Origin of the sequence: Streptomyces sp. NPDC001380, assembly GCF_042895785.1 — a bacterium.
Classification (GTDB): Bacteria; Actinomycetota; Actinomycetes; order Streptomycetales; family Streptomycetaceae; genus Peterkaempfera.
Genome location: NZ_JBIAWP010000014.1, coordinates 1 through 19,860, shown reverse-complemented (window position 1 = coordinate 19,860; position 19,860 = coordinate 1). Strand labels below are relative to the sequence as shown.

Sequence of the window (19,860 nt, the reverse complement as noted above, 5' to 3'; positions counted from 1 at the left end):
CGGTGCTCACGGGCGCTTGACGAGACCGGGCGAGCGGTTCTTCCTCTTGCCGTACGAGGCGGCGCGGGCGTAGTGGGAGACCGTGCCCAGCAGCGAGCCCCCGCCGCCGGCGGCGACCATCGGGTCGGGGTCGGTGCGGCGGGCCAGCGCCATCACGCCGGGCACCACGAAGGGCGCCAGCAGCACGTCGTAGAGCAGGGCGGTGAGCACCAGGCCGAGCAGGCCGACGTGGCGGGCGGCGGTGTCGCCGACCAGGGCGCCCACGGCCGCGTACAGCAGGGTGGAGGCGATCGCGGCGACCGCGACGGCGGCCAGCGGGCCGGTGACCGACCGCAGGCGGCCGCTCTCCGGGCGGGCGAGGCCGGCCGCGTACCCGAGGAGGCAGAGCACCAGGGCGTAGCGGCCGACCGCGTGGTCGGACGGCGGGGCGACGTCGGCGAGCAGCCCGGCGGCGAAGCCGGTGATGCAGCCTCCGGTGGGCCCGTAGACCAGGCCGAGGGCGAGGACCACCAGGAGCAGCAGGTCGGGCACGGCGCCGGGGAGCTGGAGCCGGGCCAGGACGCTGACCTGGACGACCAGCGCCACGACGATCAGGGCGGCGGAGAGCAGTACGCGCTTGGGACGCATCGTCAGCCCTTCTTCGTCGTGGTGGAGACGGGCTTGGGGGTGGCGGCGGGCTTGGCGGCCGGCCTGGGCCGGGGCGGCAGCACCGTGTCGCGCGGGTCGGTGCGCGGCTTCTCCACGACGACGCCCACCAGGTCCAGTTTGGTGAAGGAGACGAAGGGCTGCACCAGGACGGTCTTGGTGAGCTCGCCCGGGGTGGGCTCCACGTAGGCGACGGTGCCGACGGGGACGCCCGGGACGAACGGGCGGCCCTTCTCGGAGCCGAAGGTGACCAGGCGGTCGCCGCGCTTCACCTGGGCGCGGCCGTTGAGCAGCTGCACCTTCATGGGGCGGGTGCCCTGGCCGGTGGCGAAGCCGATCTCGTCGCCGCCCTCCATCCGGGTGCCGACGGTGAAGTCGGGGTCGGAGGCGAGGAGGACGGTGGCGGTGGTGTGGCCGACGGTGGTGACCCGGCCGACCAGGCCGTCGCCGTTGATGACGGTCATGTCGCGGGTGATGCCGTCGTCGCTGCCGGCGTCGATGGTGATGGTCCAGGAGAAGCCCTGGGCCGCTCCTATGGCGATGACCTGCGCGGCCTTGATGGCGTACTGGCCGGAGCCGGCGGTCTTCAGCAGGGCGTCCAGCTGCCGCACGCGGCTGCCGGCCATGTCGGAGGAGGCCAGGCGCTGCTTGAGCACCGCGTTCTGCCGCTCCAGCCGCCGGATGCGGTCCTGGTGGGAGCCCGCGTCGCGGACCGCCCGGATGCCGTCGGCGACCGGGTTGACGGCGGACGCGACGCCCTTCTCGACCGGGCCGAGCACGGTCGAGGCGGCGTCGCGGGCACCGTTCAGCGGCGATTCGTCGCCGCCCCGGATGTCGACGGTGATCAGGGCGAAGGCGATGGCCACCAGCAGGATCAGCAGCAGCCGGCTCTCTCGTGTGTCCCTCACGGTGCTCGGACGAGCCCTTCGTCTCTCGGGGTCGGCCCGGGGCGCCGGCCGGGCCCCCGGAGGGGCCCGGCCGCGGCGGCCGCCGGTTCTGGCGGGACCGGTGGTGCGGCTAGCGGCGCGGCTGCGAGTCCAGGACCTGCTGGAGCGCCTCGAACTCCTCGACGCACTTGCCGGAGCCCAGCGCGACGGAGTCCAGCGGGTTCTCCGCGATGTGGATCGGCATGCCGGTCTCGCGGCGCAGCCGCTCGTCCAGACCGCGCAGCAGGGCGCCGCCGCCGGTGAGCACGATGCCGCGGTCCATGATGTCGCCGGCCAGCTCGGGCGGGCACTGGTCGAGGGTGGTCTTCACCGCGTCGATGATCGAGTTCACCGGCTCGTCGATGGCCTCGCGGACCTCGGCGGCGGAGATGACCACGGTCTTGGGGAGCCCGCTGACCAGGTCGCGGCCGCGGATCTCGGCGTGCTCGTCCTTCTCCAGCTCGCTGCCGTAGGCGGAGCCGATGGACATCTTGATCTGCTCGGCGCTGCGCTCGCCCAGCAGGAGCGAGTACTCCTTCTTGATGTGCTGGACGATGGCGTTGTCCAGCTCGTCGCCGGCGACCCGGATGGACTGCGCGGTGACGATGCCGCCGAGCGAGATCACGGCGACCTCGGTGGTGCCGCCGCCGATGTCGACGACCATGTTGCCGGTGGCCTCGTGGACCGGCAGGCCGGCGCCGATCGCGGCGGCCATCGGCTCCTCGATGATGTGCACCTGGCGCGCGCCGGCCTGCGAGGACGCCTCGATGACGGCGCGCCGCTCCACACCGGTGATGCCGCTGGGGACGCAGACCACGACGCGGGGGCGGGCCAGGTAGCGGCGGCGGTGGATCTTCAGGATGAAGTACCGCAGCATCCGCTCGGTGATCTCGAAGTCGGCGATGACGCCGTCCTTCAGCGGCCGGATGGCCACGATGTTGCCGGGGGTGCGCCCGATCATCTTCTTGGCCTCGGCGCCCACCGCGAGGATGCCCCCGGTGTTGGTGTTCACCGCCACCACGGATGGCTCGTTGAGGACGATGCCCCGGCCCCTGACGTACACCAGCGTGTTGGCGGTGCCGAGGTCGACAGCCATGTCACGGCCGATGAACGACATGTTGTTCGCCATGGGATCAGGGGGCCTTCCCGAACTCGAGGGTGGGGGTGGCTGGAGAGGACGGCCAGCCGTGCCGACGTGCTGAGTCACCGGCTTCGCCGCACCGGGCGGGCAGCCCGTGAGCCGTCCCCCATCGTAGCCACGCCCGCTCCGGGGACGCCCACGCACACCGTGCACCCATTCTCGTTGCGCGGGGCGTGTTCTCCCGGGATTGGGACGCCGTGTCGGTGCCCGGGGTTCCCGGTCCGGCGGACGTCCCGGCGGAGGCTGCGGTGGGGGTTGGGGCGGGCGTTCCGGCAGGTGGGCCGCCGCGGGGGCCGCGACGGAGGCGTGCGGGTGCGCCCCCGCGGACCGCTGCGGACCCGGGGGCGGGAGGAGAGGGCGGGGGCGGGGGGTGCGGGGCGGGCGCCGGGGCCGCGGAGCACCGGATCCGCACCGGACGGGGCGCCGGTGCAGATCCGGTGAGGATCCCGGGGATCAGGCGTACGCCGGGAAGAAGATCTTGATCTCGCGCTCGGCGGAGGCCTCGGAGTCCGAGGCGTGGATCAGGTTCTCGCGGGTGATCGTCGCGTAGTCGCCGCGGATGGTGCCGGGGCCCGCCGCGATGGGGTCGGTGGCGCCGGCCAGCGCGCGGACGCCCTCGATGACGCGCTCACCCTCGACGATCATGGCCACGGAGGGGCCGGACGCCATGAACTCCAGCAGCGGCTCGTAGAACGGGCGGCCCACGTGCTCCGCGTAGTGCTGCTCCAGCACGGCCCGGTCGAAGGTGCGCAGCTCCAGGGCCGTGACGGTCCAGTCCGCCTTGCGCTCGATGCGGCTGGTGATCTCACCGATCAGACCGCGGCGGACACAGTCGGGCTTGAGCAGGACGAGGGTGCGCTGCGACACGGGGCGGCTCCAGGAAGGTCGGTGGACGGGCGCCGGCGCGCGGATGCGGATGCGCGCAGGACGGTGCGTGTACGGGCGGTACTGCGGTACGGGCGGTACTGCGTGTGGGGGAAGGCCTCGCGAGGAGGTTACCCGGCGGTCAGACCTGCGCCGCCGCCCGGGCGGCCCTGAGGGCGTCGATCCGCCGGCCGTAGTGCACCGAGCACCACCACAGCGCGGCGAAGACGGCGCCCAGCCCGTACATGATCGGGACGACGGCGCCGGCGGCGACCAGCCCGATCTGCAGCGCCCAGCCCAGGGCGACGCCGCCCGGCCGGGTCACCATGCCGCAGAGCAGCACGCAGAGCGCCATCGCGGTGCCGCTGACCGCCCACAGGGTGCCGTGCGGCACGTCGGAGAGCTGCATGGCGACCAGCGCGGCGAACATGATCACCAGCGCCTCGCCGATGAGGGTGGAGGAGCACAGGGTGCGCATGGGTGACGGCCTCTCTCGTTCCCGCGTCTCAGTTCCCGCGTCTCAGTTCCCGCGCCGGTTCCGTCCGAGGAGGATCCGGGCCTCGCCGACGGTGATGACCGAACCGGTCACCAGGACGCCCGCGCCGCCCAGGTCGCCCTCCTCCTCGGCGAGGGCGACGGCGGCGTCGATGGCGTCGTCCAGGCGCGGCTCGACCTGCACCCGGTCGGGGCCGAACACCTCGACGGCGAGGGACGCCAGCTCGTCGGCCTCCATGGCGCGCTGGGTGGAGTTCCGGGTGACGACGACCTCGGCGAGGATCGGCTCGAACGCCTCCAGCACGCCCCGGACGTCCTTGTCGGCGCTGGTGCCGACCACGCCCACCAGGCGGGTGAAGCCGAAGGACTCGCTGATCGCCTCCGCCGTGGCCCTGGCCCCGGCCGGATTGTGGGCGGCGTCCAGCAGCACGGTGGGGCTGCGCCGGACGACCTCCAAGCGGCCCGGCGAGGTGGTGCCGGCGAAGGCCTGCCGCACCTTGTCGTCGTCCAGCGACTCGCCGTTCGCGCCGCCGACGCCGAAGAACGCCTCGACGGCCGCCAGCGCCAGCGCCGCGTTCTGCGCCTGGTGGACGCCGTGCAGCGGAAGGAAGACGTCCTCGTAGGTGTGGCCGCCCAGGCCCCGCAGGGTCACCAGCTGGCCGCCGACCGCCAGGTCGCGGTGGAGCACGCCGAACTCCATGCCCTCGCGGGCCACGGTCGCGTCCACCTCCACCGCACGGCGGAGGATCGTCTCGGCGGCGTCCAGCTGCTGCTGGGCGACGACCGCCAGGGCGCCCTTCTTGATGATCCCGGACTTCTCCACCGCGATCTCGCCGGGCGTGGTGCCCAGCTTGTCGGTGTGGTCCAGCGAGATCGGGGTGATCACGGCCACGGCGGCGTCGATGACGTTCGTGGCGTCCCAGGAGCCGCCCATGCCGACCTCGACCACGGCCACGTCCACCGGGGCGTCGGCGAACGCCGCGTACCCCATGGCGGTCAGCACCTCGAAGAAGGACATCGGGACGGGCAGCTCCTGGTCGACCATGCCGATGTAGGGCTCGATGTCCCGGTAGGTCTCCACGAACCGCTCGGGCGTGATGGGCTCGCCGTCCAGGCTGATCCGCTCGGTGACCGACTCCACGTGGGGGCTGGTGTAGCGGCCGGTGCGCAGGTCGAAGGCGCGCAGCAGCTGCTCCACCATGCGGGCGGTGGAGGTCTTGCCGTTGGTGCCGGTGATGTGGATCGCCGGGTAGGAGCGCTGCGGCTGGCCCAGGATGTCCATGAGCCGGGCGATGCGGGTGAGCGACGGCTCCAGCTTGTTCTCCGGCCAGCGGGCCAGCAGCTCGGCCTCCACCTCGCGGAGGCCGGCGAGGGCCTCGTCGGCGGCGGATCGGTCCGGGTTCCTGCTGGTCTTGTCGCTCACGCCCCCAGTCTACGGAGCCGCGGGATCGCCGGGCGCCGCGGGACCGCCGCGAGGCCACCGTGGGACCGCCGTGGGACCGCCGCGAGGCCACCGTGGGACCGCCGTGGGACCGCCGTGGGACCGCCGCGGGACCGCAGCAGCGCCGCGGGCCGCCCGCCCGGCGGCCCGCACGGCCGGCGGTCCGGTCGTACGGGCCCGGGAGGGGCGGCCCGCGGCGTGATGGCGGTGCGGTGCGCGCGCCCGGCGGTGCGGGTCAGGCCTGCGGCAGGGCCGCCAGCTGCGCCGTGATCCGGGCGATGTCGGCCTCGGCGGTGGCCTGCCGGGTCCGGATCTTCGCCACGACCTGCTCGGGTGCCTTGGCCATGAAGCCCTCGTTGCCGAGCTTGGCGGTGGTCTGCGCCAGCTCCTTCTCGGCGACCGCGAGGTCCTTCTGCAGGCGCTTGCGCTCCGCCGCCACGTCGATGGCGCCGGAGAGGTCCAGCGCCACCGTGGCGCCGGCGACCGGCAGGGAGGCAGTGGCGGTGAAGCCGTCGCCGGCCGGCTGCAGGCGCAGCAGGGAGCGGATGGCCTCCTCGTGCGCGGCGAGCGGGGTGCCGGCCAGGTCCAGGCGGGCCGGGACGCGCTGGCCCGGCTTGAGGCCCTGGTCGGCGCGGAACCGGCGGACCTCGGTGACCACCTGCTGGAGCGTGGTGATCTCCGCCTCGGCGGCCGCGTCGCGGAAGCCGCTGTCGGCGGGCCACTCGGCGACGACCACGGACTCGCGGCCGGTGAGGGCCGTCCACAGCGCCTCGGTGACGAACGGCACCACGGGGTGGAGCAGCCGCAGCGTCACGTCCAGCACCTCGCCCAGCACCCGGCGCGAGGCGTCGGCCGCGGGGCCGCCGGCGGCGAGCGTGGTCTTGGACAGCTCGACGTACCAGTCGAAGACCTCGTCCCACGCGAAGTGGAAGAGCGCGTCGGAGAGCTTGGCGAACTGGTAGTCGTCGTAGAGGGCGTCGACCTCGGCCACGGTGGCGTTGAGGCGGGAGAGGATCCAGCGGTCCGCCGCGGAGAGGTCCGCCGCCTCAGGCAGCGGGCCCGCCACGGTGGCGCCGTTCATCAGCGCGAACCGAGTGGCGTTCCAGAGCTTGTTGCAGAAGTTGCGGGACCCCTGGACCCAGTCCTCGCCGATCGGCACGTCGGTGCCCGGGTTGGCGCCGCGGGCCAGGGTGAAGCGCACCGCGTCGGAGCCGTAGGCGTCCATCCAGTCCAGCGGGTTGACCGCGTTGCCGAAGGACTTCGACATCTTCTTGCCGAACTGGTCGCGGACCATGCCGTGCAGGGCGATGGTGTGGAACGGCGGGGTGCCGTCCATCGCGTAGAGGCCGAACATCATCATCCGGGCGACCCAGAAGAACAGGATGTCGTAGCCGGTGACCAGGACGGAGGTCGGGTAGAACTTCTCCAGCGAGGGGGTCCGCTCCGGCCAGCCGAGCGTGGAGAACGGCCACAGGCCGGAGGAGAACCAGGTGTCGAGGACGTCGGTGTCCTGCGTCCAGCCCTCGCCGCTCGGCGGCTCCTCGTCGGGACCGACGCAGACGACCTCGCCGTCCGGCCCGTACCAGACCGGGATGCGGTGGCCCCACCACAGCTGGCGCGAGATGCACCAGTCGTGGAGGTTGTCGACCCAGCCGAAGTAGCGGGGCTCCATCTCCTTGGGGTGGATCGCCACGCGGCCGTCGCGCACCGCGTCGCCGGCCGCCTGCGCCAGCGGGCCGACCTTGACCCACCACTGCAGGGAGAGCCGCGGCTCGATGGTGGTCTTGCAGCGCGAGCAGTGCCCCACCGAGTGCAGGTAGGGGCGCTTCTCGGCAACGATCCGGCCCTCGGCGCGCAGCGCGCCGACGATGGCCGACCGGGCCTCGAAGCGGTCCAGGCCCTGGAAGGGGCCGTGGACGGTGATGACGCCGCGCTCGTCGAGGACCGCGATCGACGGCAGGTCGTGCCGCCGGCCGATCTCGAAGTCGTTGGGGTCGTGGGCCGGGGTGACCTTGACCGCGCCGGTGCCGAACTCCGGGTCGACGTGGGCGTCGGCCACGACCGGGATCCGGCGGCCGGTCAGCGGCAGCTCGATCTCCCGGCCGACGAGGTGGGCGTAGCGCTCGTCGTCGGGGTGCACCGCCACGGCGGTGTCGCCGAGCATGGTCTCGGCGCGGGTGGTGGCCACCACGATGGCGTCGTCGCCGTCGCCGTAGCGGATGGAGACCAGCTCGCCCTCGTCGTCCTGGTACTCCACCTCGATGTCGGAGATGGCGGTCAGGCAGCGGGGGCACCAGTTGATGATGCGCTCGGCGCGGTAGATCAGGCCGTCGTCGAAGAGCTTCTTGAAGATGGTCTGGACGGCCTGCGAGAGGCCCTCGTCCATCGTGAAGCGCTCACGGGACCAGTCCACGCCGTCGCCGAGGCGCCGCATCTGACCGGAGATCTGGCCGCCGGACTCCGCCTTCCACTGCCAGACCCGCTCGACGAACGCCTCGCGGCCGAGGTCGTGGCGGGACTTGCCCTCCTTGGCGAGCTCGCGCTCCACCACGTTCTGGGTGGCGATGCCCGCGTGGTCCATGCCGGGCTGCCACAGCGTCTCGTAGCCCTGCATCCGCTTGCGGCGGGTGAGGGAGTCGATGATCGTGTGCTCGAAGGCGTGGCCGAGGTGGAGCGAACCGGTGACGTTCGGCGGCGGGATGACGACGGTGTACGGGGGCTTGTCGCTCTTCGCGTCCGCCTCGAAGTAACCCGCGGCTACCCAGCGCTCGTACAGCTTCCCCTCTACCTCGGCCGGTGCGTACTGGGTCGGCAGGGTGGCGGCGGCGCTGTGGTCCCCGGCCTGGTCGGCCTCGGGGCGCTGGTTCGTCATGTCGGTCACGACGGACAGTCTACGGAAGCCGGGGGACCGGTGACGCACCGCCGGACGGGGGTGCGTACGCCCCAGGTCGCCGGGCGACGCGGGCGGCGGCGTTGGGATAGCGTGCCGCCCGACGAGACGACACGCCGACGAGACGAAGCGCCGCCCCGGGCGGCCGGGGGAGGCACCGCATGTACGGGCAAGGCCAGCAGTATCCGCAGACCCCGGGGCAGCAGCCCCCGCAGCAGCCCTACGGCGCCCCCGGCGGCTACCCGCCGCCCCCTCCCCCGCAGCAGCCCTACGGACAGCCGCCCGCCCCACAGGGGTACGGGCAGCAGCCGCCGTACGGCGCGCCCGCCGCACCGCCCTCGTACGGGCAGCCCCCGCAGGGGTACGGGCAGCCGCAGCAGCCGTACGGCGCACCGCAGCCCGGCTATCCCCAGCAGCCCCAGCAGCCCGGCTACCCGCAGCAGCAGCCGTACGGCGCTCCCGGCGGCTACCCGCCGCCGGCCCCGGCCGGCGGGCGGCGGAGCCGCAGGGGGCTGGTGATCGGGATCGTCGCCGGCGTGCTGGTGCTCGGCGGTGTGGCCGCGTTCGTGGCGACCCGCGGCGGCGGCGGGGACGAGGGCGCGGCCATGGCGGGGCGGTACCGGATCGCCACCCCGGCCACCCTGCCGGGCGGCTACGCGCTGAACACGCACAAGGAGCAGGCGGCGGACGACACCCAGACCGCCGGCGTCGGCAAGGAGATGACCGGCGTGGTCGCCACCTATGTGGGTGGCACGCCGCGCTCGCTGCTGACGGTCTTCGGCGCGTACGGGAAGATCGCCGACCCGAAGGCCGCGGGCGCCCAGTACGAGGCCGCAGCGGCGCAGCGGAAGGCCCGGTACGCCCAGCCGATGCGGGACTTCCCCGCCAAGGACCCGCACGACGGCGGCGCCGTGCTGCGCTGCGGGGAGCTCCAGACCTCCAAGGGGCCGATGACCACCTGCTACTGGGTGGACCACGCCACCCTGGCCTCGGTCCTCTTCACCACCGTGCCCACCTCCCCCGGAGCCCAGGCGCAGCCCGTGGACCCGGAGCAGGCCGCGCAGCAGACCCGCACCATCCGCGACGGCGTCGTCCAGCCGAAGTGAGCCCGGCCGTCCGGAGCCCCGCCGCCCGACCGGGCGGCGGGGCTCCTGGCGTTGCGGCGGGCCCCCTCGACGTGACGGCCCCGCACCCGCTCTGAAGCGCGCACGTCCGGCACGCCGGACGGAGGCCCGGAAACGGGAGGGCGCGGTGGGCGCAGGGCGGACACCGTCCGGGGAGGCCCAACGACGACGAGGGCCCCGCACCGGATCCGTCCGGTGCGGGGCCCTCGTCGTCGTGCGTCCGCCGTCGTGCGTCCGCCGGAGCGGACGCCGGTCAGGCGCTCTTCTCGCGCCGCTCGCGCTTGATCATGTCGCGCGGGACCAGCGTCGGGATGGCGTGCTTGGAGACGACGTCGCCGGTGACGACGACGCGGGCCACGTCCTTGCGGGACGGCACCTCGTACATCACCGACATCAGCACCTCCTCCATGATCGCGCGGAGGCCGCGGGCGCCGGTGCCGCGCATGATCGCCTGGTCGGCGATGGCCTCCAGCGCGTCGAGGGAGAACTCCAGCTCCACGCCGTCCAGCTCGAAGAGCCGCCGGTACTGCTTGACCAGGGCGTTCTTCGGCTCGGTGAGGATCTGCAGCAGGGCCTCGCGGTCCAGGTTGTGCACCGAGGTGATGACCGGGAGGCGGCCGATGAACTCGGGGATCATCCCGAACTTCACCAGGTCCTCCGGCATGACCTCGCGGAACAGGTCGCTGGAGTCGATCTCGTGCTTGGAGCGGATGGTCGCGCCGAAGCCGATGCCCTTCTTGCCGGCCCGGCCCTCGATGATCCGCTCCAGACCCGCGAAGGCGCCGCCCACGATGAACAGCACGTTCGTGGTGTCGATCTGGATGAACTCCTGGTGCGGGTGCTTGCGGCCGCCCTGCGGGGGCACCGAGGCGGTGGTGCCCTCCAGGATCTTCAGCAGGGCCTGCTGCACGCCCTCGCCGGAGACGTCGCGGGTGATCGACGGGTTCTCGCTCTTGCGGGCGACCTTGTCGATCTCGTCGATGTAGATGATCCCGGTCTCGGCCTTCTTGACGTCGTAGTCGGCCGCCTGGATCAGCTTGAGCAGGATGTTCTCGACGTCCTCGCCGACGTAGCCCGCCTCGGTGAGCGCGGTGGCGTCCGCGATGGCGAACGGCACGTTGAGCATCCGGGCGAGGGTCTGCGCCAGCAGCGTCTTGCCGGAGCCCGTGGGGCCCAGCAGCAGGATGTTGGACTTGGCCAGCTCGATGCCGTCGTCCCGGCCGCCGCCGGAGCGGCCGTTCTCGCCCGCCTGCACCCGCTTGTAGTGGTTGTAGACGGCGACCGAGAGCGCCTTCTTCGCGATGTCCTGGCCGACGACGTACTGGTCCAGGAACTCGTAGATCTCGCGCGGCTTCGGCAGTTCCTCGAAACGCACCTCGGAGGTCTCGGCGAGCTCCTCCTCGATGATCTCGTTGCAGAGGTCGATGCACTCGTCGCAGATGTACACGCCGGGACCGGCGATGAGCTTCTTCACCTGCTTCTGTGATTTGCCGCAGAACGAGCACTTGAGCAGGTCGCCACCGTCTCCGATGCGTGCCACGAGGTGCTTCCCCTTCGCCAAAGGCCCCGTGGGGGTCGGAGCCTGGTGCTTGGTATCCGACGGTACTCCGTCGGGCCCGCCGATCGGCCGACTTCGGCAGCTTGGCCGTACGCCCTGGGCGAATCCGTGACCGAGGGGGCCGGGGGGTCGGAGGGGAACGGCGGGTGCCACCGGGCGTGTGCACGAGCACCGCCCTGCTGTCAGATGGTGCCAGGCCGCGGCCCCCGCCCGGAAGACGGGGGGTGGGCCGCGGCCTCGCGGCAGCGCATCCGGTCAGTCGAGCAGCGAGCTCTTGCGGGTGGAGATGATCTGGTCGACGAGCCCGTACTCCAGGGTCTCCTCGGCCGTGAGGATCTTGTCCCGCTCGATGTCCTCGCGGATCTGCTCGATCTCCTTCTTGGAGTGCTTGGCCAGCAGGGTCTCCAGCTGCTCGCGCATCCGGAGGATCTCCTTGGCCTGGATCTCCAGGTCGGAGACCTGGCCGCGGCCGGTCTCGGTGTAGGGCTGGTGGATCAGCACGCGGGCGTTGGGGAGCGCCATGCGCTTGCCGGGGGTGCCGGCCGCCAGCAGGACGGCGGCGGCGGAGGCGGCCTGGCCCATGCAGACGGTCGAGATGTCCGGCTTCACGAACTGCATGGTGTCGTAGATCGCGGTCAGCGCGGTGAACGAGCCGCCGGGGCTGTTGATGTACACCGAGATGTCGCGGTCCGGGTCCATCGACTCCAGGCAGAGCAGCTGGGCCATGATGTCGTTGGCCGACACGTCGTCGATCTGGGAGCCGAGGAAGATCACCCGCTCCTCGAAGAGCTTGGCGTACGGGTCGTACTCCCGGATGCCCTGGGAGGTGCGCTCGACGAAGCGGGGGACGATGTACCGGCCCTCGGCGCGCAGGCGCTCCTGGGCCTCGCCCATCAGGCTGGGGATGTTCATGGTTTCTGGGCCTCCGTGTGTGCGGACTGTCGCTGGCGGACTCTCTGGGGGAACGGCTGCCGGGCGGCTCAGGCGCCCGTGCCACCGCCGCCGGGAACGTCCGCGGCGTGGTGCATGACCTCGTCGATGAGGCCGTAGTCCTTCGCCGCCTCCGCGGAGAACCAGCGGTCGCGGTCGGAGTCCTTGGTGATCTGCTCCAGCGACTGGCCGGAGTGGAAGGCGATGAGCTCGGCCATCCGGTGCTTGGTGCGGATCAGCTGCTCGGCCTGGATCCGGATGTCGGTCGCCGAGCCGCCGAGGCCGGCCGAGGGCTGGTGCATCAGGATCTCGGCGTTGGGGAGCGCGAACCGCTTGCCCTTGGCGCCGGCCGTCAGCAGGAACTGGCCCATGGAGGCCGCCAGGCCCATGGCGATGGTCACCACGTCGTTCTTGATGTACTGCATGGTGTCGTAGATCGCCATGCCCGCGGTGACCGAGCCGCCCGGACTGTTGATGTAGAGGTAGATGTCCTTTTCCGGGTCGGCGGCAAGGAGCAGAAGCTGGGCGGTGATCTTGTTGGCGATGTCGTCGTCGACCGCCTGGCCGAGGAAGATGATGCGCTCGCCGAGCAGACGGTTGTACACCTGGTCGCCGAGGCCGACGCCGGGGATGTCACCGGCGGCGCGGGGCGCCATGAGGCCCGGGGTCGCGATCTGGGGAGTCGTCACGTAGCCACCTGCTCAGTTGAATCGGACGGCCGGCCGCCCGGCCGTCGCGCGTCTGCTGTGCTGATTGTTCCTTCTCAAGGACCCTAACGCGCGGCCAGGGCCCGGCCATCCCCCACACAGAGCTGTTCGCTGTGAGCGCAGGCTGCACAGGCTGTGACGGGCCGCCCGGGCCGGGCCGGCGCGGGCCCGGCGACGGGGCCCGGACCACGGGCGCCGGACGCACGGCAGGCCCGGGTACGGCACACGGGGTGCCGTACCCGGGCCTGCCGGGCGGTTCAGCGGAGGGGGGAGGCTCAGGCCTCGTCGCCGGACTCGGCGTCGGCCTTGCCCTCGGCGGCCTCGACCGCCTCGACGGCGGCCTCGGTCTCCTCCTCGTCGTCCTCGAAGTCGACGACGTTGCCCTCGGTGTCGACGACCTTGGCGGCCTCGACGACCAGCGCCAGCGCCTTCCCGCGGACGACCTCGCCGACCAGCAGCGGCACCTGGCCGCCCTGGACGACCTGCTGCGCGAACTGGTCCGGGGTGAGGCCGGAGCCGGCGGCGCGGCGGACGAGGTGCTCGGTGAGCTCCTCCTGGCTGACGGAGAGCTCCTCGTTCGAGGCGATCTGGTCCAGGACGAACTGGGTCTTGATGCCCTTCTTCGCCTGCTCCTCGGTCTCCTTCTCGAAGTCCTCGAGCGACTTGTCCTGGGTCTTCAGCCAGGTGTCGAGGTCGAGGCCCATCTGCGCCAGCTGGTGGTGCTCCAGGTTGTGCTTGCGGGTCTCGATCTCGTCCGCGAGCAGCTTCTCCGGGAAGGGCATCTCGACCTTCTCCAGGAGGGCGTCCAGGACGCGCTCCTGGGCCTGGGTGGCCTGGTCGAACTCCTTCATGCGGGCCAGGCGCTTGCGCGAGTCCTCGCGCAGCTCCTCGAGGGTGTCGAACTCGCTCGCCAGCTGGGCGAACTCGTCGTCGAGCTCGGGGAGCTCCTTCTCCTGGACGGCGGTGACGGTGACCGTGACCTCGGCCTCCTTGCCGGCCTGGGTGCCGCCCTTGAGCTCGGTGGTGAAGGTGGCGGTGCCGCCCGCCTCCACGCCGATCACGGCGTCGTCGATGCCGTCGAGCAGGCGGCCGGAACCGATCTCGTACGACACGGCGGTGGCGGTGCCGTCCTCCGGCACCTCGCCGTCGACCTTGGCCTCCAGGTCGACGACCACGACGTCGCCCGCGGCGGCGGCGCGCTCGACGGCCTTGACGGAGGAGAAGCGCTCGCGGAGCTGCTCCAGCGACTTCTCGACGTCCTCGTCGGTGACCTCGACCGGGTCGACGGTGACCTCGATCTCGCCGAACTCGGGGAGGGTGATCTCCGGGCGGATGTCCACCTCGGCGGTGAACTTCAGGTCGCCGCCGTCACCGAGGTTCTCCACACCGGCGATGTCGGTGATCTCGGGCTGGCCGAGGACCTCGATCTTGCCCTCGTCGACGGCCTGCGTGTAGAAGCGCGGAAGGGCGTCGTTGACGGCCTCCTCCAGCACCGCGGCACGGCCGAAGCGCTGGTCGATGACGCGAGCCGGGATCTTGCCCTTGCGGAAACCCGGAACCGTGACCTGCTGGTTGATCTTCTTGTACGCCGCGTCGAGGCTGGGCTTGAGCTCCTCGAAGGGCACCTCGACGGTGAGTCGAACCCGGGTCGGGTTCAGAGTCTCCACGGCGCTCTTCACGGTTGGGTCTCCTTGGGGCTTTGCGGTCGGTTTGTCCGCCGGGCGGGGCCTGGTGGGGGCTGGGCGGCCGGCGAGACGGGTGATGGGCCACATGGAGCGGCATCTCCCGCAGGATGGACGGTGAGCGTGCTCCTCGCCCTCGGACGGCCGAACGGTGAGCATGCCACACGAGCGGTCTCCAGCGGTCCATCCTACCGGTACCACAAAGCAGGATGGACGGGGACAGCGGACCGCGTGAGCAGGGCGGAGCCCACGGCGGGGACGGACGGCTCCGGCGGTCGCCGGAACGGACGCACGAGGGCCCCCGCCCGGGGACGGACGGGGGCCCTCACTCGCTGTCGGGGTGACCGGATTTGAACCGACGACCTTCCGCTCCCAAAGCGGACGCGCTACCAACCTGCGCCACACCCCGTCGCAACGACACGTAGCGTACAGGCTCACCTGGGCCGTTCCGCAGGATTAACGGGATACCGCCCGGACGGCCGCGTGCGGGCCGCGTGCAATCGCCCGACCCGACCGGGTAGGCTGGGCCCGCCCCGGGTCGGCACCGGCCGCGGGGCGCCTGTGCGCACCCGGGTGCGCACGTGCGGGCGTAGCTCAATGGTAGAGCCCCAGTCTTCCAAACTGGCTACGCGGGTTCGATTCCCGTCGCCCGCTCCGACAGCAGGGCCCCAGGTCAGCGGACGTTTCGCCGACCTGGGGCCCTGTGCGTTCCGACGGGCGTTCAGGCGGTCGTGCCACACCCGTGCCACACCGCTCACTCCCGGCGGCCTCATCCGGCCGTGTGCGGCACTCGGGGGGCCCGACCGCGAGCGCCTCACCAGTGCGCAGCCGCCCGGCCCGCAGTGCAGGCACCACTGCGGTGCCGGCCACCGCGATGGGCGCGCCGAACGCGACGGCGAGGTCGAGCCGGGGCGCGATCAGCCGGGCGGTGCGGACACCCGGCGCCGCAGGTGCTCGAGCTGCGGCGCGCTCATGCCGAGGGCGGCCGCCCGCTCACAGGCCGCGCGCCTCCTGCGCACGCACCAGGCGGTGCAGCAGTTCGGCGCGTCCGGCGTGCCACCACAGGTAGACCGCCAGGCCGTCGAGGGCCTCCACCAGGGCCAGGCCCGCGCCGGGCCCGTCCCGCTCGGACACGGCCGCCGCGCGGTTGAGCCGGACCACGGGGGTGTCGTGCATGGTGAGCAGCACGTCGTACCAGGAGACCATCGCGTCCCGGGGGGTCTGGGCCCACGACGGCGCCAGGGCGTGGCAGGCTGCGACGGCCGCCTGCACGACGTAGGGGTCGGGGCGGTCCGGGGTGCGGCGCAGGGCCGCTCCGATCAGTTTCACCCCTTCTCTGATCATGGCCCGGTCCCACCGTGTGCGGTCCTGGTCGGCCAGCAGTACCGGACGCCCCTCGGCGTCGGTGCGGGCGCCTCGCCGGGCGTCCTGGAGCAGGAGCAAGGCCAGCAGGCCGAGCACGGTGGGTTCGTCCGGCATCAGCCCCGCCAGCAGCCGGGCGAGCCGCACCGCCTCGTCGGCGAGCGCGCCGCGCACGAGGTCGGCGCCCTCCCCCGGGGCGTAGCCCTCGTTGAAGACCAGGTAGACCGTGGCCGCGACCCCGGCAAGCCGGCCGGGCAGTTCCTCGGCGCCCGGGACGCGGTAGGGGATGCCGGCCCGGGCGATCTCCTGCTTCGCCCGGGTGAGCCGCTTGGCCATGGTGGCCTCGGGAACCACCAGGGCGCGGGCGACCTCCGCCGTGGACAGGCCGGCCAGGGTGCGCAGCGCGAGGGCGACCTGCGTCTCCAGCGACAGACACGGGTGGCAGCAGGTGAAGACCAGGCGGAGCAGGTCGTCGCGGACCACACCGGGGGACTCGGGCGAGGAATCGTGCAGGGCCACCGCGTCCCACTCCTTCGCGGGGCGCCGCGCCTTCCGGCGGATGACGTCGATCGCCCGCCGCTCGGCGGGGACGCCGTCGCGCGGCCAGGTGATCAGGGCGCGCTCGACGGCGTCCTGGACCGCGTCCTCAGCGAGGTCGACGCTGCCGGTGACGCGGATGAGCGTGGCGAGGACGCGGGTGCGCTCCTCGCGCACCAGCAGCGCCACCGCGTCACCGGCAGCCATGTTCCGCCGCCGGGCTCAGAACCGGATGACGGGCCGGATCTCGACCGCGCCGTTCCAGGCGGCGGGGATCCTCGCGGCCACCGCCACCGCCACCGCCTCGTCCAGGTCCGCGCAATCCAGCAGGTAGAAGCCGGTCAGCGCCTCCTTGGTCTCGGTGTAGGGCCCGTCGGTGGTCACCGCTTCGCCCCCCTTGCCGCCGGGGACCCGCACGGTTGTGGCGGTGGCGGTCGGGTACAGGGCGTAGCCGCCCCTGAGCACGGCGGCCGCCGCCTCGCCGAAGGCGGCGTACTCCTTCATCTCCTCGGCGTACTCCGGCTGCGTCCAGTCGACGTCGGGGGTGTAGGTGAACGCGATGTACATGGGCCTGGCTGCTCCTGCGCAGTCCCGGGCCGGCGCCGTTCGCCGGCTTCACTCCCGGACGAACGGCCTGCGCCGGAATGGCCACCTGCACCGGACGGATTCGCCGCCGGTGCGACGGTACCCGGGACGCGGGCCGGCGGATAGGCGACGGTACGGGTGTCGTCCGCGCCGCGCACCCGCACCCGCCACGCACGCTGGGAGGCGTCCTGGCCGGCGAGGGGCAGCGACGCCGTCCTCTGCGTCGACCGCACCGGCATCCCCTGGCGCCACCTGCCCCACGACTACCCGCCGTGGGAGACAGTCTGCGCACTCCTTCGCCCGCTGTCAGAAGGAGGGGGTGTTCGAGCAGCCAGGCAGTCTCCTGCGGCGCCTGGTCCGCACCTCCGAAGGCCGCAACCCGGAGCCGACGGCCTGCATCGTCGACTCCCAGAGCGTGAAGACCTCTACGAACGTCCCCGCCGCCGGCCCCGGCCTCGACGTCGGAAAAAAGATCGTGGGCCGGAAACGCAACATCATGGTCGACACACCCGGCCTGCTGCCGGCGGTGCTGGTCACCGCAGCCGGCATCCAGGACGGCGCCGCCGGCCGACAGCTGCTGACCACGGTCGTCACCGAGCACCCGACCGTCCGCAAAGCCCGGGCCGACACGGGCCGCAAGAACGCCGTCGTCGAACACGGAGCCACTCCGGGCGTCGACGCGGAGGTCGTCCGCCGCGACCCTGCCACCAGGGGATTCGTCATCCAGCCCCGCAGATGGGTGGTCGAGCGGACCTTCGGCCGGCTCATGCACCACCGGCGCCTGACCCGTGACCACGAAGCCCTCCCGGCCCGCTCCGAATCCATGATCCACATCGCGATGATCAACGTCATGACCCGCCGCCCCACCGGCGAAACCGCTCCCACCTGGCGCGGAACCTGACCACAGAAGCCTGGAACGAAACGCACGGTCAAGCGGGTGTCGCAGGTTCGAATCCTGCCGGGGCACCAGGGCGAGGGCCCCGGACCGATCATGGTCCGGGGCCCTCAGGTGGTGGGGCTGCCGTCAACGACCGCTTTGACAGTGGCACGACGGGCGGGATTGCCTGCGGGTCGCAGCCGAGGATCCGTCCCGGCCGGTCAGCTGCCCGCCAACGCAGGTGTACGCCCCGCGCACACCACACCACCCACCACGTGCCTTGCGCGGTGGTGGGTCAGGCCGGGGCGTCGGCGTCCTGCGCGGAGGCTGCAAACGCCTCGGGGCCCTGCTCCGCCGCCGCCGGGTCCATCCACATGACCTGCCAGCCGTGGCCGTCGAGGTCGAAGAAGCTGCGTGAGTACATGAAGCCGTAGTCCTCGGCGCCATCCGCCTCGGAGCCGCCCGCCGCGAGTGCAGCGGCGCTGACCGCGTCGACCTCGTCGCGGGACGACACGCTGAAGCAGTACAGCGCCAGCGTGTGCGTGGCGGGGTCGGCCATCGGCAGTCTCGTGAACTCCGCGAACTTCTCGCGGGTGAGCAACATGACGAAGGCGTGCTCGCCGACCAGCATGCAGGCGGCGGTCTCGTCGGTGAACTTCGGGTTGAAGCCAAATCCGAGATTCGCGAAGAACCCCTTGCTGCGCTCGAGGTCCGCCACGGGGATGTTCACGAACAGGCTGCGGCCGGGATGTGCGGACATGGTCATGGTGAGTCTCCGGTCAGTGGCTCGACGGCGTACGTCATGGCAGACCGGCCCGGCCGGCGAAACTCATCGGTGGCTCGTCGCCGGCCACCCGAGCAACGGACGCCTTCGCTGGGATGTCTTCGCCCCCCGCGTCGAGTTGACCCCCGGGGCAAGACACTCAGCCACCGGCCCGGCCGGGTGTCCGACTGCGTGGCGACGCCGACGAACAGCGGCGAACGAGTACGGACGCCCGCGGACCATCAGCGCAGGTGAGCGGCACACCAGCCCAAGGCCGAGCCACCACCCGAGTTGCTTCGGGACGAAGAGGCCTCGTGCCCGTTGCGTGCCCGTTCCGGCGGGACGTGGCGGAGACTCGCGGGGAACAGCGGTACCGACCACGCTCCAACCCAGGTCGGGAAGTTGCCAGGTCAGCCGCTCCCTGCATACGCCGTCTTCCAAACTGTCTACGCGGGTTCGATTCCCGTCGCCCGCTCCGACAGCAGGGCCCCAGGTCAGCGGCATGCCAGCCGACCCGGGGCCCTGTCGCGTACCGGGCCGGTCAGCCCGGCGTGCCCGTGCCGTGCCCGTCCGGTGCGGGGAGGGACCGGCTGCCGGAGGTGCGGGCGCGGGTCACCAGGTCGCTCACCGACCGGGCGATCAGGCGCTCCCGCTCGGCGGTGGCGTGCTGGTGGACCAACGCCGCGCGGGCGGTGCTGTGGCCCAATCCGCGCCATCAGCTCCTTGGTGCCGGCGCCGGTGGAGGCCGCCGGGGTGTTCCCGGTGTGCCGCAGGTCGTGGAAGCGCAGCCCCGAGACGCCCGCCCGGGCACAGGGTGCGTGCCAGAGCCGGTTGACGTGGTTCCGGCGCGGCGTGTCGCCCTTCACGCCCACGAACACCCGCTCGTCGGGACCCGGTTCGGCAGGGGTCCGCTCCGGCGGAGGTCCGCGCGCCCGCTGATGAGAGAGGCATGGAATGCCGGGCGGGGCTGGGGCGGGCGCCGACGCGATGATGCCCGTTGGAACGGGGTGGTGAGGCTGGTCATCCTGTGCACGGGGCCACATGGGTGAGGACCTGGGCGAGGCGCTCCAGCAGCACATCCCGGTGCAGGAGCGAACGAACCGCACTGTCCGAGGTGCGTATTCCACGGTCGGCAAGGATGTAGAGCATGCGCAGGGTTCGCATGGTGTTGGAAGCATGGGCGGGAACAGGGCCGGGTTGGCCGGCCGTGAATTTGGCCTCGATCGGGTCCAGCCAGGGGTCACGTCCGGTGGCGTGGTGTAACCGACGGCCACTCGCTGATCCGGCAACAAGCTATGCGGTCAGGGCGGTCGGGGTGATTTCCGGTTCGGTG

The 19,860-nt window shown here is 72.3% G+C and carries 16 protein-coding genes, 2 tRNA genes and 1 pseudogene; 3 read left to right on the top strand and 16 right to left on the bottom strand.

Going from position 1 to position 19,860, the window contains the following annotated elements; all coding sequences use genetic code 11:
* Positions 1-6 precede the first annotated feature (6 nt).
* From mreD to ACFY07_RS18275, 7 genes are all read right to left on the bottom strand, one after another.
* On the bottom strand, positions 7-627 hold the full coding sequence (gene mreD, locus ACFY07_RS18305; protein WP_390869658.1) for a rod shape-determining protein MreD: 621 nt from the start codon (positions 625-627) through the stop codon (positions 7-9).
* A 2-nt stretch (positions 628-629) separates the two neighbouring features.
* Positions 630-1,553 (bottom strand): rod shape-determining protein MreC, encoded by a 924-nt coding sequence (gene mreC, locus ACFY07_RS18300; RefSeq protein ID WP_230650016.1) that lies wholly within the window; start codon positions 1,551-1,553, stop codon positions 630-632.
* Between the two features lie 109 nt (positions 1,554-1,662).
* On the bottom strand, positions 1,663-2,688 hold the full coding sequence (locus ACFY07_RS18295; RefSeq protein WP_230650262.1) for a rod shape-determining protein: 1,026 nt from the start codon (positions 2,686-2,688) through the stop codon (positions 1,663-1,665).
* A 477-nt stretch (positions 2,689-3,165) separates the two neighbouring features.
* Positions 3,166-3,579 (bottom strand): nucleoside-diphosphate kinase, encoded by a 414-nt coding sequence (gene ndk, locus ACFY07_RS18290; protein ID WP_390869656.1) that lies wholly within the window; start codon positions 3,577-3,579, stop codon positions 3,166-3,168.
* A 139-nt stretch (positions 3,580-3,718) separates the two neighbouring features.
* Positions 3,719-4,054, bottom strand: a complete 336-nt coding sequence (locus ACFY07_RS18285) for a DUF4233 domain-containing protein (protein ID WP_390869654.1) — start codon at positions 4,052-4,054, stop codon at positions 3,719-3,721.
* A 42-nt stretch (positions 4,055-4,096) separates the two neighbouring features.
* A complete protein-coding gene (locus ACFY07_RS18280; protein WP_390869652.1) occupies positions 4,097-5,494 on the bottom strand; it encodes a bifunctional folylpolyglutamate synthase/dihydrofolate synthase in 1,398 nt (465 codons plus the stop codon).
* A gap of 253 nt (positions 5,495-5,747) precedes the next feature.
* The gene (locus tag ACFY07_RS18275) at positions 5,748-8,384 is read right to left on the bottom strand and encodes a valine--tRNA ligase (protein ID WP_230650265.1); all 2,637 of its coding nucleotides are present in this window, start codon (positions 8,382-8,384) and stop codon (positions 5,748-5,750) included.
* Positions 8,385-8,563: 179 nt separating this feature from the next.
* Between ACFY07_RS18275 and ACFY07_RS18270 the strand changes: the two genes are divergently transcribed.
* Positions 8,564-9,508 (top strand): hypothetical protein, encoded by a 945-nt coding sequence (locus ACFY07_RS18270; protein WP_390869650.1) that lies wholly within the window; start codon positions 8,564-8,566, stop codon positions 9,506-9,508.
* Between the two features lie 271 nt (positions 9,509-9,779).
* Here ACFY07_RS18270 and clpX read toward each other — a convergent pair whose 3' ends face one another.
* From clpX to ACFY07_RS18245, 5 genes are all read right to left on the bottom strand, one after another.
* On the bottom strand, positions 9,780-11,066 hold the full coding sequence (gene clpX / locus ACFY07_RS18265; RefSeq protein WP_230650033.1) for an ATP-dependent Clp protease ATP-binding subunit ClpX: 1,287 nt from the start codon (positions 11,064-11,066) through the stop codon (positions 9,780-9,782).
* A gap of 273 nt (positions 11,067-11,339) precedes the next feature.
* Positions 11,340-11,996 carry an ATP-dependent Clp protease proteolytic subunit gene (locus ACFY07_RS18260; protein ID WP_304944785.1) on the bottom strand — a complete coding sequence of 219 codons (657 nt, stop codon included), beginning with the start codon at positions 11,994-11,996 and terminating at the stop codon, positions 11,340-11,342.
* A 68-nt stretch (positions 11,997-12,064) separates the two neighbouring features.
* Positions 12,065-12,670, bottom strand: a complete 606-nt coding sequence (locus ACFY07_RS18255) for an ATP-dependent Clp protease proteolytic subunit (RefSeq protein ID WP_230650271.1) — start codon at positions 12,668-12,670, stop codon at positions 12,065-12,067.
* A 326-nt stretch (positions 12,671-12,996) separates the two neighbouring features.
* Positions 12,997-14,400: a trigger factor gene (gene tig / locus ACFY07_RS18250; RefSeq protein WP_390869648.1), complete on the bottom strand. Its 1,404-nt coding sequence runs from the start codon at positions 14,398-14,400 to the stop codon at positions 12,997-12,999.
* A 338-nt stretch (positions 14,401-14,738) separates the two neighbouring features.
* Positions 14,739-14,812, bottom strand: a tRNA-Pro gene (locus ACFY07_RS18245).
* Positions 14,813-14,986: 174 nt separating this feature from the next.
* Between ACFY07_RS18245 and ACFY07_RS18240 the strand changes: the two genes are divergently transcribed.
* Positions 14,987-15,057 (top strand) — tRNA-Gly (locus ACFY07_RS18240).
* 339 nt (positions 15,058-15,396) lie between these two features.
* On the opposite strand, the gene ACFY07_RS18235 is transcribed toward ACFY07_RS18240, so the two are convergent.
* Both ACFY07_RS18235 and ACFY07_RS18230 read right to left on the bottom strand, forming a co-directional pair.
* Positions 15,397-16,509: an RNA polymerase sigma factor gene (locus tag ACFY07_RS18235; RefSeq protein ID WP_390869646.1), complete on the bottom strand. Its 1,113-nt coding sequence runs from the start codon at positions 16,507-16,509 to the stop codon at positions 15,397-15,399.
* 15 nt (positions 16,510-16,524) lie between these two features.
* Positions 16,525-16,869: a YciI family protein gene (locus ACFY07_RS18230; RefSeq protein WP_390869644.1), complete on the bottom strand. Its 345-nt coding sequence runs from the start codon at positions 16,867-16,869 to the stop codon at positions 16,525-16,527.
* Between the two features lie 225 nt (positions 16,870-17,094).
* On the opposite strand from ACFY07_RS18230, the pseudogene ACFY07_RS18225 reads away from it, so the two are divergent.
* A pseudogene (locus ACFY07_RS18225) lies at positions 17,095-17,788 on the top strand (IS5 family transposase); the annotation flags it as partial.
* 271 nt (positions 17,789-18,059) lie between these two features.
* On the opposite strand, the gene ACFY07_RS18220 reads toward ACFY07_RS18225, so the two are convergent.
* Positions 18,060-18,530 carry a VOC family protein gene (locus ACFY07_RS18220; RefSeq protein ID WP_390869642.1) on the bottom strand — a complete coding sequence of 157 codons (471 nt, stop codon included), beginning with the start codon at positions 18,528-18,530 and terminating at the stop codon, positions 18,060-18,062.
* 538 nt (positions 18,531-19,068) lie between these two features.
* The gene (locus ACFY07_RS18215; protein WP_390869640.1) at positions 19,069-19,233 is read right to left on the bottom strand and encodes an integrase; all 165 of its coding nucleotides are present in this window, start codon (positions 19,231-19,233) and stop codon (positions 19,069-19,071) included.
* Positions 19,234-19,860 lie beyond the last annotated feature (627 nt).

Excerpts from the sequence above, each read along its gene's own strand:
- mreD (WP_390869658.1), bottom strand. The coding sequence starts at position 627 with ATGCGTCCCAAGCGCGTACTGCTCTCCGCCGCCCTGATCGTCGTGGCG.
- ACFY07_RS18295 (WP_230650262.1), bottom strand. The coding sequence starts at position 2,688 with ATGTCGTTCATCGGCCGTGACATGGCTGTCGACCTCGGCACCGCCAAC.
- ACFY07_RS18285 (WP_390869654.1), bottom strand. The coding sequence starts at position 4,054 with ATGCGCACCCTGTGCTCCTCCACCCTCATCGGCGAGGCGCTGGTGATC.
- ACFY07_RS18275 (WP_230650265.1), bottom strand. The coding sequence starts at position 8,384 with ATGACGAACCAGCGCCCCGAGGCCGACCAGGCCGGGGACCACAGCGCC.
- ACFY07_RS18270 (WP_390869650.1), top strand. The coding sequence starts at position 8,564 with ATGTACGGGCAAGGCCAGCAGTATCCGCAGACCCCGGGGCAGCAGCCC.
- ACFY07_RS18260 (WP_304944785.1), bottom strand. The coding sequence starts at position 11,996 with ATGAACATCCCCAGCCTGATGGGCGAGGCCCAGGAGCGCCTGCGCGCC.
- ACFY07_RS18255 (WP_230650271.1), bottom strand. The coding sequence starts at position 12,670 with ATGGCGCCCCGCGCCGCCGGTGACATCCCCGGCGTCGGCCTCGGCGAC.
- ACFY07_RS18235 (WP_390869646.1), bottom strand. The coding sequence starts at position 16,509 with ATGGCTGCCGGTGACGCGGTGGCGCTGCTGGTGCGCGAGGAGCGCACC.
- ACFY07_RS18230 (WP_390869644.1), bottom strand. The coding sequence starts at position 16,869 with ATGTACATCGCGTTCACCTACACCCCCGACGTCGACTGGACGCAGCCG.
- ACFY07_RS18220 (WP_390869642.1), bottom strand. The coding sequence starts at position 18,530 with ATGACCATGTCCGCACATCCCGGCCGCAGCCTGTTCGTGAACATCCCC.